Annotated in this window: 13 protein-coding genes; 8 read left to right on the forward strand and 5 right to left on the reverse strand. The window is 63.0% G+C overall.

Annotated features, from left to right (window positions below):
• The first annotated feature begins 48 nt into the window (after window positions 1-48).
• From M1D43_RS05005 to M1D43_RS05015, 3 genes are all read left to right on the forward strand, one after another.
• Window positions 49-798 (forward strand): FadR/GntR family transcriptional regulator, encoded by a 750-nt coding sequence (locus tag M1D43_RS05005; RefSeq protein WP_033049008.1) that lies wholly within the window; start codon window positions 49-51, stop codon window positions 796-798.
• Window positions 799-930: 132 nt separating this feature from the next.
• Window positions 931-2223, forward strand: a complete 1293-nt coding sequence (locus tag M1D43_RS05010) for a hemolysin family protein (RefSeq protein ID WP_010969382.1) — start codon at window positions 931-933, stop codon at window positions 2221-2223.
• A 126-nt stretch (window positions 2224-2349) separates the two neighbouring features.
• Window positions 2350-2922 (forward strand): hypothetical protein, encoded by a 573-nt coding sequence (locus M1D43_RS05015; protein WP_192923469.1) that lies wholly within the window; start codon window positions 2350-2352, stop codon window positions 2920-2922.
• 29 nt (window positions 2923-2951) lie between these two features.
• Here the strand turns inward: M1D43_RS05015 and M1D43_RS05020 are convergent, their stop codons facing one another.
• From M1D43_RS05020 to M1D43_RS05040, 5 genes are read right to left on the reverse strand one after another with little or no spacing between them, the layout of a single operon-like run.
• On the reverse strand, window positions 2952-4172 hold the full coding sequence (locus M1D43_RS05020; protein ID WP_127541941.1) for a molybdopterin molybdotransferase MoeA: 1221 nt from the start codon (window positions 4170-4172) through the stop codon (window positions 2952-2954).
• Window positions 4172-4666, reverse strand: coding sequence for a cyclic pyranopterin monophosphate synthase MoaC (gene moaC, locus M1D43_RS05025; protein ID WP_153314239.1), 495 nt, complete (start codon window positions 4664-4666; stop codon window positions 4172-4174). The genes M1D43_RS05020 and moaC overlap by 1 nt, the downstream gene beginning before the upstream one ends.
• Entirely contained in the window at window positions 4666-5481 is an 816-nt protein-coding gene (gene trpC, locus M1D43_RS05030) for an indole-3-glycerol phosphate synthase TrpC (protein WP_127541939.1), read from the reverse strand. Before trpC ends, moaC begins: the two co-directional genes overlap by 1 nt.
• A 9-nt stretch (window positions 5482-5490) precedes the next feature.
• Window positions 5491-6504: an anthranilate phosphoribosyltransferase gene (gene trpD, locus M1D43_RS05035; protein ID WP_003533254.1), complete on the reverse strand. Its 1014-nt coding sequence runs from the start codon at window positions 6502-6504 to the stop codon at window positions 5491-5493.
• Between the two features lie 18 nt (window positions 6505-6522).
• Window positions 6523-8415 carry a peptidylprolyl isomerase gene (locus M1D43_RS05040; RefSeq protein WP_107591925.1) on the reverse strand — a complete coding sequence of 631 codons (1893 nt, stop codon included), beginning with the start codon at window positions 8413-8415 and terminating at the stop codon, window positions 6523-6525.
• A 352-nt stretch (window positions 8416-8767) separates the two neighbouring features.
• Between M1D43_RS05040 and M1D43_RS05045 the strand changes: the two genes are divergently transcribed.
• From M1D43_RS05045 to M1D43_RS05065, 5 genes are all read left to right on the forward strand, one after another.
• Window positions 8768-10414 carry a Na/Pi cotransporter family protein gene (locus M1D43_RS05045; protein ID WP_153314241.1) on the forward strand — a complete coding sequence of 549 codons (1647 nt, stop codon included), beginning with the start codon at window positions 8768-8770 and terminating at the stop codon, window positions 10412-10414.
• Between the two features lie 155 nt (window positions 10415-10569).
• Window positions 10570-11940 (forward strand): bifunctional UDP-N-acetylglucosamine diphosphorylase/glucosamine-1-phosphate N-acetyltransferase GlmU, encoded by a 1371-nt coding sequence (gene glmU, locus M1D43_RS05050; protein ID WP_153314243.1) that lies wholly within the window; start codon window positions 10570-10572, stop codon window positions 11938-11940.
• A gap of 243 nt (window positions 11941-12183) precedes the next feature.
• The gene (gene glmS, locus M1D43_RS05055; RefSeq protein WP_318853685.1) at window positions 12184-14010 is read left to right on the forward strand and encodes a glutamine--fructose-6-phosphate transaminase (isomerizing); all 1827 of its coding nucleotides are present in this window, start codon (window positions 12184-12186) and stop codon (window positions 14008-14010) included.
• Window positions 14007-14504 carry a GNAT family N-acetyltransferase gene (locus M1D43_RS05060; protein WP_003537700.1) on the forward strand — a complete coding sequence of 166 codons (498 nt, stop codon included), beginning with the start codon at window positions 14007-14009 and terminating at the stop codon, window positions 14502-14504. Before glmS ends, M1D43_RS05060 begins: the two co-directional genes overlap by 4 nt.
• Before the next feature lie 18 nt (window positions 14505-14522).
• The gene (locus tag M1D43_RS05065; RefSeq protein WP_003537698.1) at window positions 14523-15215 is read left to right on the forward strand and encodes a DUF502 domain-containing protein; all 693 of its coding nucleotides are present in this window, start codon (window positions 14523-14525) and stop codon (window positions 15213-15215) included.
• Window positions 15216-15225 lie beyond the last annotated feature (10 nt).

Raw genomic sequence — 15225 nt, forward strand, 5'->3', positions numbered from 1 at the left:
GCCGGCAAGAATCACGCTGACGATGAGGAGTTTCCTGGGGAGGATTGGTTGAAGAGCGTGCTTGAGACCGTGATATCCGGCACGCCGAAGCGGACGAGCCATGCACAGGTCGTGGATCAGCTCGGCAAGGCGATCGTTTCGGGCGAGTTCCCGGTCGGCAGCATTCTCCCCGGAGATCCTGAATTGGCGCTGCGTTTCCGCGTCTCGCGGACGGTACTGCGCGAAGCGATGAAGACGCTTGCCGCCAAGGGCATGATCGTACCGCGCGCCCGGATCGGCACACGCGTCACGCCCCGCAAGGAGTGGAACCTCTTCGACAGCGACATTCTCACCTGGCACTTCGCCTGCGGCGTCGACGAGGATTTTCTCTATCATCTGAGCGAGGTGCGGCTGGCCTTCGAGACGCATGCCGCGGCACTGGCGGCAAGAAACGCATCGGACGCGGAAATCGCGGGGATGATGCGGCTCGCCGTCGCCATGGGCGAAGCGAATCACACCCCCGAGAGTCTCGCCGTAGCGGACCTCAAGTTTCATCTCTCCGTCATCGAAGCGTCCGGCAATCCCTTTCTGCGTACCGTCGGCGGCTTGATCGAGGCAGCCCTTGTGGGCGTCTTCAAGCTCAGTTCGCCGACCGCCGAGAAAGGCGGTATCGACGAGGTTGCGCGCAACCATATCCGCATCGTCGAGGCGATCGGCAAAAGGGACGAGGCGGCTGCACGCCTGGCGATGGAGCACGTGATCAAGGTGGGGCGTGCGCGTATCCGTCAGGCGCTGAGCGGAGGCAAGGCGAAGGCTTGACCGGAACCTCGTCGCGCACCTTACCTCCTGCCGTGAAATCCTGCAGGTGACCTTGCCCGAACTTGCGGCTTAGCCTATCTGGGATGGGGGCAGTCGCGAGGCCGCCCCTTTTTCAACGGTGAACCGGAGACTATGTTCGAGCTTCTTGTCATTTTCCTTCTGCTTTTGATCAACGCCTTCTTCGCGTTGTCGGAAATGGCAATCGTCTCGGCAAGCAAACCGCTGCTTCGTCAGATGGTGAAGCAGGGCAACCGGCGCGCGGAGGCCGCGCTCAAGCTCGCCGAGGACCCGGGCAAGTTCCTGTCGACGGTACAGGTCGGCATCACCCTTGTCGGCATCCTCGCCGGCGCCTATGGCGGCGCGACGATTGCTGCCAAGATTGCGCCGTTCCTGAACGACATCGGCTGGATCAGCCCTTACGGCGACACGATCGCGGTCGCACTGGTCGTCACGCTGATTACATTTCTGTCGGTGGTCATCGGCGAGCTCATCCCCAAGCAGCTGGCGCTCCGAAATCCCGAAGGGCTGGCCATGTTCGTCGCCGGTCCGATGGCGCTGCTTTCGCGTATCGTGGCGCCGGTCGTCTATATTTTCGAAACGGCGGCCTCTATCGCGATGCGGCTCATGGGCATGAGGCCGGAAGATTCCGATCGGGTCACCGAAGAGGAAGTGCAGGCCATCATGGCGGAAGGCGTCGAAAGCGGCGCCATCGAGAAGAGCGAGCACGAGATGCTGCGGCGAATCATTCGCCTCGGCGACCGCAACGTCAAATCGATCATGACACACCGTACAGAGGTGAGTTTCATCGACGTTCACGACAGCCTGGAGACGATCGGGCAGAAGATCCGGCAGTTCGGCCACTCGCGTTATCCGGTGATCGACGGCCCATCGGGTGATGTCATCGGCGCGGTCCTTGCCAAGGAGATATTGAATGTTGCGCCGGCCGCGCCTTTCAACATCCGCGATTATGTCCGCGAAATTCTTACCCTGCCGGAGACGGCCTCCTGTCTGAAGGCGCTCGAAGCCTTCAAGTCGTCCAGTATCAATATGGCGATGATCGTCGACGAGTACGGGAGCACGGAGGGGATCATCACCACCGCCGACATCCTTGAGGCCATCGTCGGCGTCATTCCTTCGAATTATGATAATTCCGAGCACGCCCTCATTCGCCAGCGCGACGATGGCAGCTATCTCGTAGACGGACGGACGCCGATCGATGAAATCCACCTCCAGATCGGCATCGATGGAATCGACGCGGACGGCGATTTCGAGACCATAGCCGGCTTCCTGGTGCAGCAGTTGCGCAAGACTCCGGAGGAGGGCGACACCGCCGAGGCGCACGGCTATCGCTTCGAGGTGATCGACATGGACGGCCGACGCATCGACAAGATCCTCGTCAGCCGGGCCGGTGAGGCACTCTCATAACGCGGGTTTCCGCGACATTCCGCCTCTCAACTCATCAGAATCGATCACATTCATGATTTCAGGTCGATCCGACCTAAAATCACCGTGATCCGCCTGGAAGTAGTCCAGGATGGATGCGCGCAGGCGATGCAGATGGCAGCGAAGGCGGAGAATCGTAACGGACGCGGGAGACTCTGGAGGAGAGCGGCGTGGGGCGCGGCCGCAGCGCTTATGCTGCTGCCCTTGCTCGCGATGCAAGTCACGGAGGAAGTGGCCTGGGATGTCGCCGATTTCGCTATCTTCGCAGCCATGCTGATCTCCGCAGGCGGCGTCTACGAGTTGTCAGTGAGGTTCTCGGCCAGCAGCGCATACCGCGCCGCCATCGGCCTTGCGCTCGCGACAGCATTCCTCCTGATGTGGGTGAATCTCGCCGTCGGCATCGTCGGGACCGAGGATGACCCCGCCAATCTCCTCTATGGCGGCGTGCTGGCGGTCGGCATCATCAGCGCCGTCATTGCGCGGTTCCGGCCGGCCGGAATGGCACGTGCTTTCTTCGCAACGGCGCTCGCGCAGGCGCTGGTCGCCGCGGTCGCGGTGGCCGCAGGAATGGGTTACCCGGCAAGTCCGCCGCTGGAGATCCTTGCCGTCAATGCCTTGTTCGCAATGCTCTGGCTCGCATCGGCTTCGTTGTTTCGGATAGCGGCGCGGGAAGATCGCTGATCGTTTTCATCCGCCACCGCGACGTCAAGTCAGGCGGGCTCTCTGAGCCTGAAAACGCTGCATGCCTCTCCGCTCGCGGCTTCGGGAGCCCCCGGTCGCCGCACGATCAGCCCGTCGGACTGCGCGAAAATGCTGACCATGGACGAATCCTGGCGCGGGAAGGGATGCGCTACGAGCGAACCGTCCGCCTCGAGCGTGAGGCGGGCACGTATATAATCCTGGCGCCGGTCATTGGCCGGCAGCGTTGCGGCGAGCCGTGCATCGACCAGTCTCGAACGGGGCGGCAGATGCGCAAGCTTGCGCGTCAGAGGTTCGAGGAAGAGCAGGGCGCAGACGAGGCTCGAAACGGGGTTTCCCGGAAGGCCGAGCACCGTGACGCCGTCGAGATCGCCGACCATCAGCGGTTTTCCCGGTCGCATGGCGATGCGCCAGAAATCAAGCGTCATGCCGCAGCCGAGAAGCGTCGATTGGACGAGATCGTGATCGCCGACCGAGGCTCCTCCGAGGGTGACGAGCACGTCCACCTGGGCTGCCTGTGCCTTGGCGACGGCGCCGGCGATCGCCGTCCTATCGTCGCCGACGATGCCGAGATCAAGAACTTCGGCCCCGTTGTCGCGGGCAACCGCAGCGATCCCGAAACTGTTCGAAGCGATGATCTGGTCGGGGCCAAGGGAACTTCCCGGCGGCAACAATTCGTCGCCCGTGGCAATGATTGCGATTTTCGGTCGCGCGAAAACCGGCAGGTCCCGATGATTCATGCCGGCCGCGAGCGTCAGGCGGCCGGCGTCGAGTGCGCTGCCGGCGGAAAGCGCGACGTCACCCGCCAGGAAATCCTGGCCCGCCAAACGGATGTGGCGGCCCTTTGCCGGCGCAAACAGGGTGCGGATGCGTCCGTCCGGCAGTTTTTCCGTGTCTTCCTGAATGATGACGGTATCGGCGCCTGCAGGTACCGGCGCGCCGGTGAAGATGCGTACGGCCTCCCCGCCCTTCACGCCACCGCGAAAACGGCGTCCTGCGGCGGACTGGCCGACAACGGAGAGCTCCGCTCCGACTTCGGCGATATCCTCGTGGCGGACGGCATAACCATCCATCGCGGAATTGTCGAATGGTGGGTGGGTCAACTTGGCCGCTACGTTCTCGGCGAGCACCCGTCCGAGGCATTCATGCAGCGCAAGGCGCTCCGTCCGTCGCAGCGGATTGGCCCTGGCCAAAATCCTCTGTAGTGCTTCCTCGACCGAAAGAAGCGACATCAGCGCATCTCTCCCGCGCGGTGATAGTCGCCGGAGCGCCCGCCCGACTTGCTGACCAGGCGCACGCCGCCTATCTCCATTTCCCGGTCAGCGGCCTTGGCCATGTCGTATATCGTCAGGCAGGCGACGCTGACGGCAGTCAACGCCTCCATCTCGACACCCGTCCGTCCGGTCAGCTTCGCCATTGCCTGGACGCGCAAACCGGGAAGGGCGTCATCCGGCGTGATATCGACGGACACTTTCGTCAGCATCAAGGGATGGCAGAGCGGAATGAGGCTGGATGTCTGCTTGGCGGCCATGATGCCTGCGAGCCGTGCGGTCGCGATAACGTCGCCCTTCTTGGCATTGCCTTGGCGAATCAGAGCCAGCGTCTCCGGCTTCATCCTGACGAAGCCCTCCGCGACAGCGACACGGACCGTCTCGGCCTTGTCGCCGACATCGACCATGCTGGCTTCGCCGGCGCTGTCGATATGGGTGAGGGCCGGCCCGCTCATCACTCTGCCGCCATGATGCTTGCCGAGCCGGTCAGCAGCGCACGCGTCGCCGCCTCTACGTCGTCCTTCCTCATCAGGCTTTCACCTACCAGGAAGGTGGTAATCCCGCTCTTCTCTAGGCGCCGGCAGTCTTCGTGCGTGAATACGCCGCTTTCGCCGACCAGGAGACGGTCTGCGGAAACCATTGCCGCGAGCCTTTCGGAGACGGCGAGATCGACCTCGAACGTCCTGAGATTGCGGTTGTTGATCCCGACGAGCGGAGATGACAGGCGAAGTGCTCGTTCCATCTCTTCCGCGTCGTGTACTTCGACGAGGACATCCATGCCGAGTGCAAATGCGGCTTCTTCCAGCCGGCGCGCATCATTGTCGCCAAGCGAGGCCATGATCAGCAGAATGCAATCGGCGCCCCAGGCGCGCGCTTCGAAAACCTGATAGGTGTCGAACATGAAGTCCTTGCGCAGAGCCGGGAGCGGGCAGGCCTCGCGTGCCTTCGTCAGGAACTCCGGCGCGCCCTGGAAGCTCGGCGCGTCGGTAAGGACGGAGAGGCAGGCAGCGCCGCCCGCGGCATAGGCCTTCGCCAGTCCCGGAGGATCGAAATCCGGGCGGATCAAACCCTTCGAGGGGCTCGCCTTCTTGATTTCGGCGATCAACCCGAACTCGCCTTTGTCCCTCCGGGCCGCAAGCGCGGCGTGGAAACCGCGCGGCGCCGACTGATCGGCGGCCCGCGCCTTCAACTCTTCGAGCGGAACGCGCGCTTTCGCGGCGGCGATCTCCTCTCGCTTATAGGCTTCGATGCGGCGCAGGATATCCGTCATGTCTTCTCCTCAAGCCGCGTTCGAGACGGTGATCAACCGCTGCAAGGCGACCTTGGCGCCGCCGCTCGAAAGCGATTGCCGGGCCAGCGCCATGCCTTCGGACAGGTCGCCGGCGCGCCCTGCTATCATCAACGAAGCGGCGGCATTCGCAAGGGAAATGTCCCGGTAGGCGTTTTCCGCACCGTCGAGAACGGCCTGCAACGCAGCGGCATTATGGGCTCCGTCTCCGCCCTTCAAGGCATCGAGCGACACCCGTTCGAGGCCGAAATCGGCCGGCGTCAGCTCGAAGTTGGTGATCGTGCCGTCCTTGAGCGCGGCCACTTTGGTCACGCCGGTCGTGGTAATCTCGTCGAGCCCTTCGCCATGCACGACCCAGACGCTTTCCGAACCCAGATCGCGGAGCACTTCCGCGAGCGGGTCGACCCATTGCGGCGCGTAGACACCGACGAGCTGCTGCCTGACGCCGGCAGGGTTGGCGAGGGGGCCGAGCAGATTGAAGATGGTCCTCGTTCCGAGTTCCACCCGCGTCGGACCGACGTGGCGCATGGCCGAATGGTGCTGTTGGGCGAACATGAAGCCGAGACCGGCCTCGGCAATGCAGCGCGAGATCACCGCAGGCCCGATATCGAGATTGACCCCGAGGCACGAGAGCGCATCGGCCGTTCCGGACTTCGAGCTGAGCGCACGGTTGCCATGCTTGGCGACCGGTACACCGGCACCCGCGACAATCAGCGCGGCCAGCGTCGAAATGTTGTAGGTACCGGCACCGTCGCCGCCGGTGCCGACGATGTCGATCGCACCGTCGGGCGCTTCAACGGGCAACATGCGTGCGCGCATCGCGCCGACCGCACCCACGATCTCGTCGACCGTTTCCCCGCGCACCCGAAGCGCCATCAGAAAACCGCCGATCTGCGATGGCGTGGCGGCTCCGGACATGATGATCTCGAAGGCCGCGCGCGCATCTTCGCGACTCAGTGCCTCGCGCGCTGCGACTTTGGCGACGAACGGCTTCAAATCACTCATGAGTTCGCTTCTCCGTCGTCACCGTTGCGCCAGTGCCGTTTCGGCAAGCGACTGGTTGATCGAAACGCCATAGGCAGTTTGCAATGTGGAGACCATCTGATCCAGGATGTCGTCACCGCTCGCGCGCGCAATCGCTTCGATTTGGCTGCTGTCATTGTCGAGGGCGTCGGCAGGCGCTTTCTCTTCGACCGCCGTAACCTGCATGAGCACCTGGCCGTCGCCGCCGATCCCCGGGGCGTTGGCGACATGGCCGTTCGGACCGCCGAAGGCCGCGATCACCGCGGCAGGGCTCAGCGTCGCATCGTTGGTCGCGCGGGTCAGCCCGGTCTTGGTCTCGACGACAAGGCCAAGTTCGCTTGCGATATCGGCGAGCTTGGCGCCCTTTTCGATACGTTCCTTGAGTTCCTTGGCCTTGGCGGCCAGTGCCGCGCGCTGCTGTTCCGCGGTCCAGTCGGCGGCCACTTCGTCGCGAACTTCGTCAAGCGTGCGGTCCCGGGCCGGAATGATTTCCTCGACGTCGAACCATGCGGAGCCGTCCCGCCCGATATTGACGGCAAGCGTATCCGTTCCGACATCGGCCTTGAAGACTTCCTGGAGAAGGGCGCGCGGTTCCGGAAGATCCTTCACGTCGTCCCCGTTTTGATCCTTGCCGGAAGCGTCGACGGCGTCGACCGTGACGAGCTTGAGCTTCAGCTGTTCGGCGATCTCCTTGACGGTCACGCCGCCGGCGCGTTCGTCTTCGATCTTGTCATGAAGACCGACGAGCTGCTCGCGCGCGGCGTCGAGGGCGATTTCCTTGCGCAATTCTTCCTTGACTTCGTCAAAGCTGCGAACGGCATCGGGCCGGATGTTGGTTACGCGCAGGATGACCGGGCCGAATGCACCTTCGACGACGGGCGTGGTGCCGCCATCCTGGGCAACGGCAAAGGCTGCGTCGGCAATCTTTGCGTCTGGCATGCGCTCCTTGGTGAAATCGCCGAGGAGTACATCTGCCGACGTCTTACCCTCGGCCTTGACCAGATCGTCGAAGGAGGTGCCGGCGGCAAGCTTGGAGGCCGCGGCGTCGGCGGCCTCGCGCGACGGGAAGGTGAGCTGCTCGACCGTTCTCGTGGCCGGCGTGCGGTAGCTCTCCTTGCGCTTCTCATAATCGGCGCGAAGCTCTTCCTCGGTCACGGCGTCCGGTGCGGCCAGGTCCTCGGGCTCCAGCTTGATGTAGCTGATCTTGCGGTATTCCGGAGCGCGATAGTTCGCCTTGCGGCTTTCGAACCAAGGCGCGAGCACGTCGTCGCCCGGCGTTTTGACCGCGTCGATATTTGCGTTGGAGAGCAGAAGATAGTCGATCGTGCGCGTCTCGTGGCGGTACTTGCCAATGGCGTCGACGAGTACCTTGGGCGCCGTGTAACCGTCCGTGAGCGCATCGACGATCTGCGATCGAACCGCGACCTGGCTGCGGTTGTTGATGTAATCCTGCTCGGTCAGACCGGCATTGCGCAGCACGCTCGAAAATGTCAGACGGTCGAACTGCCCGTTGGCGCCGTGGAAGGCCGGGTCTTCGCCGATCAGCCGCGCAAGCCTGTCTTCCGAAAGACCGAGATTCATGTCGGTAGCGAGCTGGTCGAGTGCAGCACCCGCGACGAGCTGGGCGTAGACCTGGTTCTCGACCCCGAAGGCTTGGGCCTGCTGGCGCGACAAAGGCGTACCGAGCTGGCGCGAGAGCAGGGCGACCTGCCGTTCGTAAGCCAGGCGAAAGTCGCTCGCCGACACCTTGACGTCGCCGACGGTGACCACCGCGTTGGGCGTGTTTGGCACCATCAATGTCTGACCGCCCCACACCATGAATGAGAGGATGAGAAGGGCCAGCAGGCCTTTGACGACCCGCGTCTGGGCAGCGTTTCTCAGGGAGTCGAGCATGGGGGCAGAAAACCTCGTTGGGATGCGCTGGCATTACGCCGAATGAATTCGTTCCTTAGAACAAACCAGAGAGGAATTGAAGGCCGGTTCGTCGCAAATTGCGGCCGGCGGAGTTGAACTTGCCAACCCGTCGCCATGGCCGCGCGCCTCAGGGCTCCCGGGGCATTCAAGAGCAAAGGCCGCAAAAGGCGCTAACGACGAAGGCAATGTCGGAATTCGTTAGCCGGCAACTTAAAGCGCGCTGCAAATTAAGCGTTGGAAGCGCGTCCCGCTGTGGCAAACTGATGGGAATCGTTTCTTCGATACTCGACCGGGACTTTCGATCCGCCGGCCATTACGGGAAATCACCTCCATGCAGTCCACGATCGTGATGGTCAATCTCTTCGGTGCAGTGGCGCTGCTGCTCTTCGGCCTTTCGCTGGTCAAGGACGGGGTGACGCGTGCCTTCGGGGCGCGGCTGCGGGCAGCTCTTGCGCGCGGAACGAACGGTCCCTTCCGGGCTTTTTTGACGGGGCTCGTCGCAACGCTCGGGCTCCAGAGTTCGACGGCCACGGCACTCATGACGGCCTCTTTCGTCGAGAAGGGGCTGATCCGTTCGCAGATGGCGCAGATCGTGCTGCTGGGCGCCAATGTCGGCACCGCGATGACGGCCTGGATCGTCGCACTCGGCATCGGATGGCTTTCGCCGCTGCTCATCCTCGCAGGCGTGGCCACGCACCGCCTGAGCCGGTCGAGCGCGCGCCAGGGCGCCGGCTATGCGCTCGTGGGCATCGGTCTGATGCTTCTGTCGCTCGAGCTGCTCGGCACGGCGACCGAGCCGATGCGCCAATCCCAGGCTCTGGGAGCATTTCTCGGAATGCTCGACAACGCCTTGCCCGTGGCGATGATCATTGCGGCCGGTCTTGCCTTTGCGTCATCGTCCAGCCTCGCCGTCGTCATGCTGGTGCTGTCGCTTTCATCCGCGGGCGTGCTTTCTCCCGTATTGACGGTCGCTCTCGTGCTCGGTGCCAATCTCGGTGGCGCAATCCCGCCGGTCATCACCACGCTCGGCTCGCCTCCCGCCGCCCGCCGGGTCACGCTGGGCAACCTCGTGGTGCGCGGCATCGGCTGTCTCATCGCCCTTCCGGCGGTTGGCGCCAGCGCCGACTTCCTGCAGAGCCTGCCGCTGCCGCGGCAGAACCTGCCCGTCGACGTGCACCTGCTTTTCAATCTGCTCCTGGCGATGGTTGCCTGGCCGTTCGCGGGGTTGCTCGCCCGCACCATGACCCGCTTCTTCCCCGACGACGAAGCGGCGGAGACCGGGCCGCGCTACCTCGATGAGGCGGCGCTCGATACGCCGGTCATGGCCCTTTCCGGGGCCACGCGAGAGGTCCTGAGGGTGGGCGACCTGATCGAGGTCATGCTGATGCGGGCCTCCGAAGCGTTCAGCAAGAATGACGTCAACGAACTGGGCGACATCGAGAACATCGAACGGCAGGTCGACCTCCTGCAGCAGGAGGTGAAAATCTTCCTTTCGCGGCTGGGGCGCGATGGCCTGAACGAGGAGGACGGGCGCCGCTCGATCGTGATCATAGACTATGCCATCAATCTCGAGCACATGGGCGACATCATCGAAAAAGGTCTCTGTGAACAGATCGCCAAGAAGGTGAGGGGCGGCTTGCGGTTCTCGGAGGACGGCTATCAGGAGCTGAAGGGCCTTTTCAACCTCACCATCGACAATCTGCGCATCGCACAGACAATCTTCGTCACGCGCAATGCCGACCTGGCGCGCCATCTCATCGAGGTCAAGGTGGACGTGCGGCATATGGAGAAACGCTCCGCGGAGCGCCACCTGGAGCGATTGCGCGATGGCCTTCTGGAAAGCCTGCAAACCAGTTCGCTGCACCTCGATATGCTGCGGGACCTGAAGCGCATCAACGCGCACATCGCCTCCGTCGCCTATCCCATTCTGGAGGAGAGCGGCCTGCTCACCGAAAGCCGCCTGCGGCCGCCGGGCTGATATCATACGGTTTGAACCTGATTAACGCGACGTGATTGTGCGAATTATGGTTCTCGCAATATGTTGCTGATAGGAACGCGCAAAAAGCGCGCGGGCAGAGGCGCGAGACGCCGCGTCGAAGAAATGTCCCGAGAGGGTATCAAGGAGATCAGAGTATGGAACGGACTTGCCTGGCGATCATCCTGGCAGCTGGCGAGAGCACGCGGATGAAATCGGCCATGTCGAAGGTGCTGCATCCGGTCGCGGGGCGGCCGATGATCGCCCATGTCGTCGACGCCCTGGCGAGTGCATCGATCTCGGATGTGGCGCTGGTCGTCGGGCGCGATGCGGACGCCGTATCTGCCGCCGCGGCAACCGACGAAGTGGCCGTCACCTCCTTTCTGCAGAAGGAGCGACTTGGCACCGCCCACGCGGTGCTTGCTGCCCGCGAAGCGATCGCGAAAGGCTATGACGACGTTCTCGTTGTTTTCGGAGACACGCCGCTTATCACCGCCGCACCTCTGAAGGCAGCGCGCGACGGTCTTGCGGCCGGAAACGACGTCGTGGTGATCGGCTTCCAGGCGACGGATCCGACCGGGTACGGGCGTCTCATCGTGAAGGATGGAGCGCTGGTCGCCATCCGTGAACACCGGGACGCCTCCGACGAGGAGCGCCGCATCACCTATTGCAATGGCGGACTGATGGCGATCGACGGCCGCAAGGCGCTCGATCTGCTTAACCGGATCGGCAACGCCAATGCGAAAGGCGAATACTACCTGACCGATCTCGTCGAGATCGCGCGCTCCCTCGATGGCCGTGCAATCGCTGTCGAAGCGCCCGAGGAGGAACTTACCGGCTGCAATACCCGCGCCGAGCTTGCCTATATCGAGCGCCTCTGGCAGCAGCGCCGTCGTCACGAACTGATGCTGGCGGGCGTGTCGATGATCGCACCCGAGACCGTCTTCCTTTCATGGGACACCGCACTTGCCCAGGACGTTCTCCTCGAGCCGAACGTCGTCTTCGGGCCCGGCGTGCGGGTGGAAAGCGGTGCGGTCATCCACGCCTTCTCCCATCTGGAAGGCGCTCACGTCCGTGCCGGCGCTACGGTCGGACCTTTCGCGCGCCTGCGCCCGGGTGCCGACCTCGGAGCGAAGTCGAAGGTCGGCAATTTCTGCGAGGTGAAGAACGCGGAGATCGGTGCCGGAGCCAAGGTCAATCACCTCACCTATATCGGCGACGCCGTTGTCGGCGCCGGATCCAATATCGGGGCCGGAACCATTACCTGCAACTATGATGGCGTGAACAAGCATGTCACCCGCATCGGCGCGAACGCCTTCGTCGGGTCCAATTCGTCGCTCGTCGCTCCGGTTTCGATCGGCGACGGGGCGCTCGTGGCGTCCGGAAGCGTGATCACGGAAGACGTGCCGGCGGATGCGGTCGCATTCGGCCGTGCGCGCCAGGACGTGAAGCCCGGCAGGGCGCCGATATTGCGCGAGCGCTACGAGGCGGAAAAGGCAGCCAGGAAGCGGGCCAAGGCTGCGGAGTAGATGCATTAAATATTGAAACTGAAAGTGAAATCGAAACGGATTGCGTCGCGGCGCAATTTCGCTACCAAGGCTTTCAACAGGCACCTGCGGCGCCGCGCGTTTGTCGGACGCGCAATGGTCGCTGCAGCATTTTAGATTTGCTGCATATTCCTGTCCTCGAGCCGGTACGATTCGGGGAAACATGCAGTGGTCGTTACATTTGAGCTGATACGCCGCAGGGCGTGAAGAGACGCGGAGAGGGATATGTGCGGGATTGTTGGCATCGTGGGGAATCAGCCGGTATCGGAGCGGCTGGTCGAAGCATTGAAGCGCCTGGAGTATCGCGGCTATGATTCGGCCGGCGTCGCGACGATCGACGCGGGAACGCTGCAGCGCCGGCGGGCCGAGGGCAAGCTGGTCAACCTCGAGAGCAGGTTGAGAGAGGAGCCTCTGGCCGGCACCATCGGCATCGCCCACACGCGCTGGGCAACCCATGGAGCACCCACGGAACGCAACGCCCACCCGCATTTCACTGAAGGCGTCGCCGTGGTTCACAACGGCATCATCGAGAATTTCGCCGAGCTCAAGGACGAGCTGGCGGCAGGAGGAGCGGAATTCCAGACGGAGACGGACACCGAGGTCGTCGCGCATCTTCTGGCGAAATACCGGCGCGATGGACTGGGGCGGCGCGAGGCGATGCATGCCATGCTGAAGCGCGTCAAGGGCGCCTACGCACTGGCCGTTCTCTTCGAGGACGATCCGTCGACCATCATGGCGGCACGCAACGGACCGCCGCTGGCGATCGGCCACGGCAGCGGCGAGATGTTCCTGGGTTCGGACGCGATCGCGCTTGCTCCCTTCACCAATGAAATCACCTATCTCATCGATGGTGACTGGGCCGTCATCGGCAAGACCGGCGTCCATATCTTCGATTTCGACGGCAATGTCGTCGAACGTCCGCGCCAGATTTCGACGGCTGCTGCCTTTCTGGTGGACAAGGGCAACCATCGCCATTTCATGGAGAAGGAGATCTATGAGCAGCCGGAGGTCATCGCCCATGCTCTCGGGCATTATGTGAATTTCATAGAAAATCGTGTCGTTCCGATTTCCGACGCCATCGATTTCGGCAAGGTCCCGAGCCTGGCGATCTCTGCCTGCGGCACAGCTTATCTCGCCGGCCTGATCGGCAAATATTGGTTCGAGCGCTATGCCCGCCTGCCGGTCGAAATCGACGTTGCGTCCGAATTCCGCTACCGCGAGATACCGCTGTCGCCGCAGTCGGCGGCTCTTTTCATCTCGCAGTCGGGCGAGACCGCCGACACACTGGCCTCGCTGAGATATTGCAAGGAGCACGGCCTCAAGATCGGCGCGGTGGTCAATGCCCGCGAGTCGACCATCGCACGGGAATCCGATGCGGTCTTTCCGATTCTTGCGGGCCCTGAGATCGGCGTCGCCTCGACCAAAGCATTCACCTGCCAGCTTGCCGTCTTGGCCGCACTTGCGGTCGGGGCGGGCAAGGCCCGCGGAACGATCAGCGACGAAGAGGAGCAAGCGCTCGTAAAGAGCCTTGCCGAAATGCCGCGCATCATGGGTCAGGTGCTGAACAGCATCCAGCCGAAGATCGAGAGTCTGTCGCGCGAACTGTCCAAATGCCACGACGTCCTTTATCTCGGCCGCGGCACCAGCTTCCCGCTGGCAATGGAAGGGGCGCTGAAGCTCAAGGAGATTTCGTATATCCACGCCGAAGGTTACGCCGCTGGCGAGCTGAAGCACGGACCGATCGCCCTGATCGACGAAAACATGCCCGTCATCGTCATCGCGCCGCATGACCGCTTCTTCGACAAGACGGTATCGAACATGCAGGAGGTGGCCGCACGCGGCGGCCGTATCATCCTGATAACCGACGATAGAGGTGCGGCCGCGTCGAAGCTCGATACGATGCACACGATCGTGCTGCCGGAGGTCGACGAGATCATCGCGCCGATGATCTTCTCATTGCCGGTCCAGCTTCTCGCCTATCATACGGCCGTCTTCATGGGGACCGACGTGGACCAGCCGCGCAACCTCGCCAAATCGGTGACGGTCGAATGATCATCCGACCGGAAACTGCGGGCGATGCCGAGACGATCCGGCAGATTACCGAGGCGGCTTTCGCCGGCCAACCCTATAGCGACCAGACGGAGGCCCGGATCATCGACCGGCTGCGCTCCGAGGACGCGATGACGCTGTCCCTCGTTGCCGAGGAAGAGGGTGAGTTGATCGGCCACATCGCTTTTTCGCCTGTCACGATCACCCCGTTCGCGGTCGGCTGGTACGGGCTGGGTCCCGTGTCGGTGCGGCCGGACCGGCAAGGACGCGGCACGGGGAGCGCACTTGTGCGCCGCGGGCTCGACATGCTGCGCAAGGCGGGGGCTTCAGGCTGCGTCCTGGCGGGCAATCCGGCCTTCTATGAGAGATTCGGATTCCGCAACGAGCCTGCTCTTGTTTTTCCGGGTTGTGCGCCGCAATATTTCATGGCTTTACCCTTGTCGGGAGGGCTGGTTTCCGGCACCGTCACTTATCATCCCGCCTTCGGAGCGGACTGACGGATCGATGGCAACGGCATGACGGAAAGTTCCAAAAGCGGCATCATCGCAGCCCGGTTGCGCAACTACTTTCTTACCGGGCTTATCATCTGCGCGCCCCTGGCGATTACGGTGTGGCTGGTCCGCTCCTTCATCGAGTGGGCCGACGGTTGGGTGAAACCGTATCTGCCGAGCTTCTATAATCCCGATAATTATCTGCCGATCGCGATCCCGGGTTTCGGGCTGCTCGTCGCCGTCGTGGTCATCACCCTGGTCGGTTTCCTGACCGCGAACCTCGTCGGACGCTCGATCATCAATTTCGGCGAGTCGCTCCTCAACCGGACGCCGCTCGTCCGCTCCATCTACAAGTCGCTGAAACAGATCTTCCAGACCGTGCTGCAGGACCAGTCGTCCTCGTTCAAGAGGGCAGGGCTGATCGAATATCCAAGTCCCGGGCTGTGGTCGCTGGTCTTTATCGCCACGGACGTGAAGGGCGAGATTGCTGCCAGGTTCGACGAGCGCGGCATGGACATGGTGACGGTCTTCCTGCCTCCGACACCGATCCCCACCGCCGGCTTCCTGCTCTTCGTGCCCCGCGACAAGATCATTCCCCTGCAGATGAGCGCCGAGGATGCTGCGAAGCTGCTGATTTCCGGAGGCCTCGTCGCGCCGGATTACAACCCGCTGGCCAATGCGCCCCCGCGTGCGATCAAGCAGCAAGAGAGCGTTTGAGGTCGCGGGA

The organism is Ensifer sp. R1-3 (assembly GCF_056739175.1).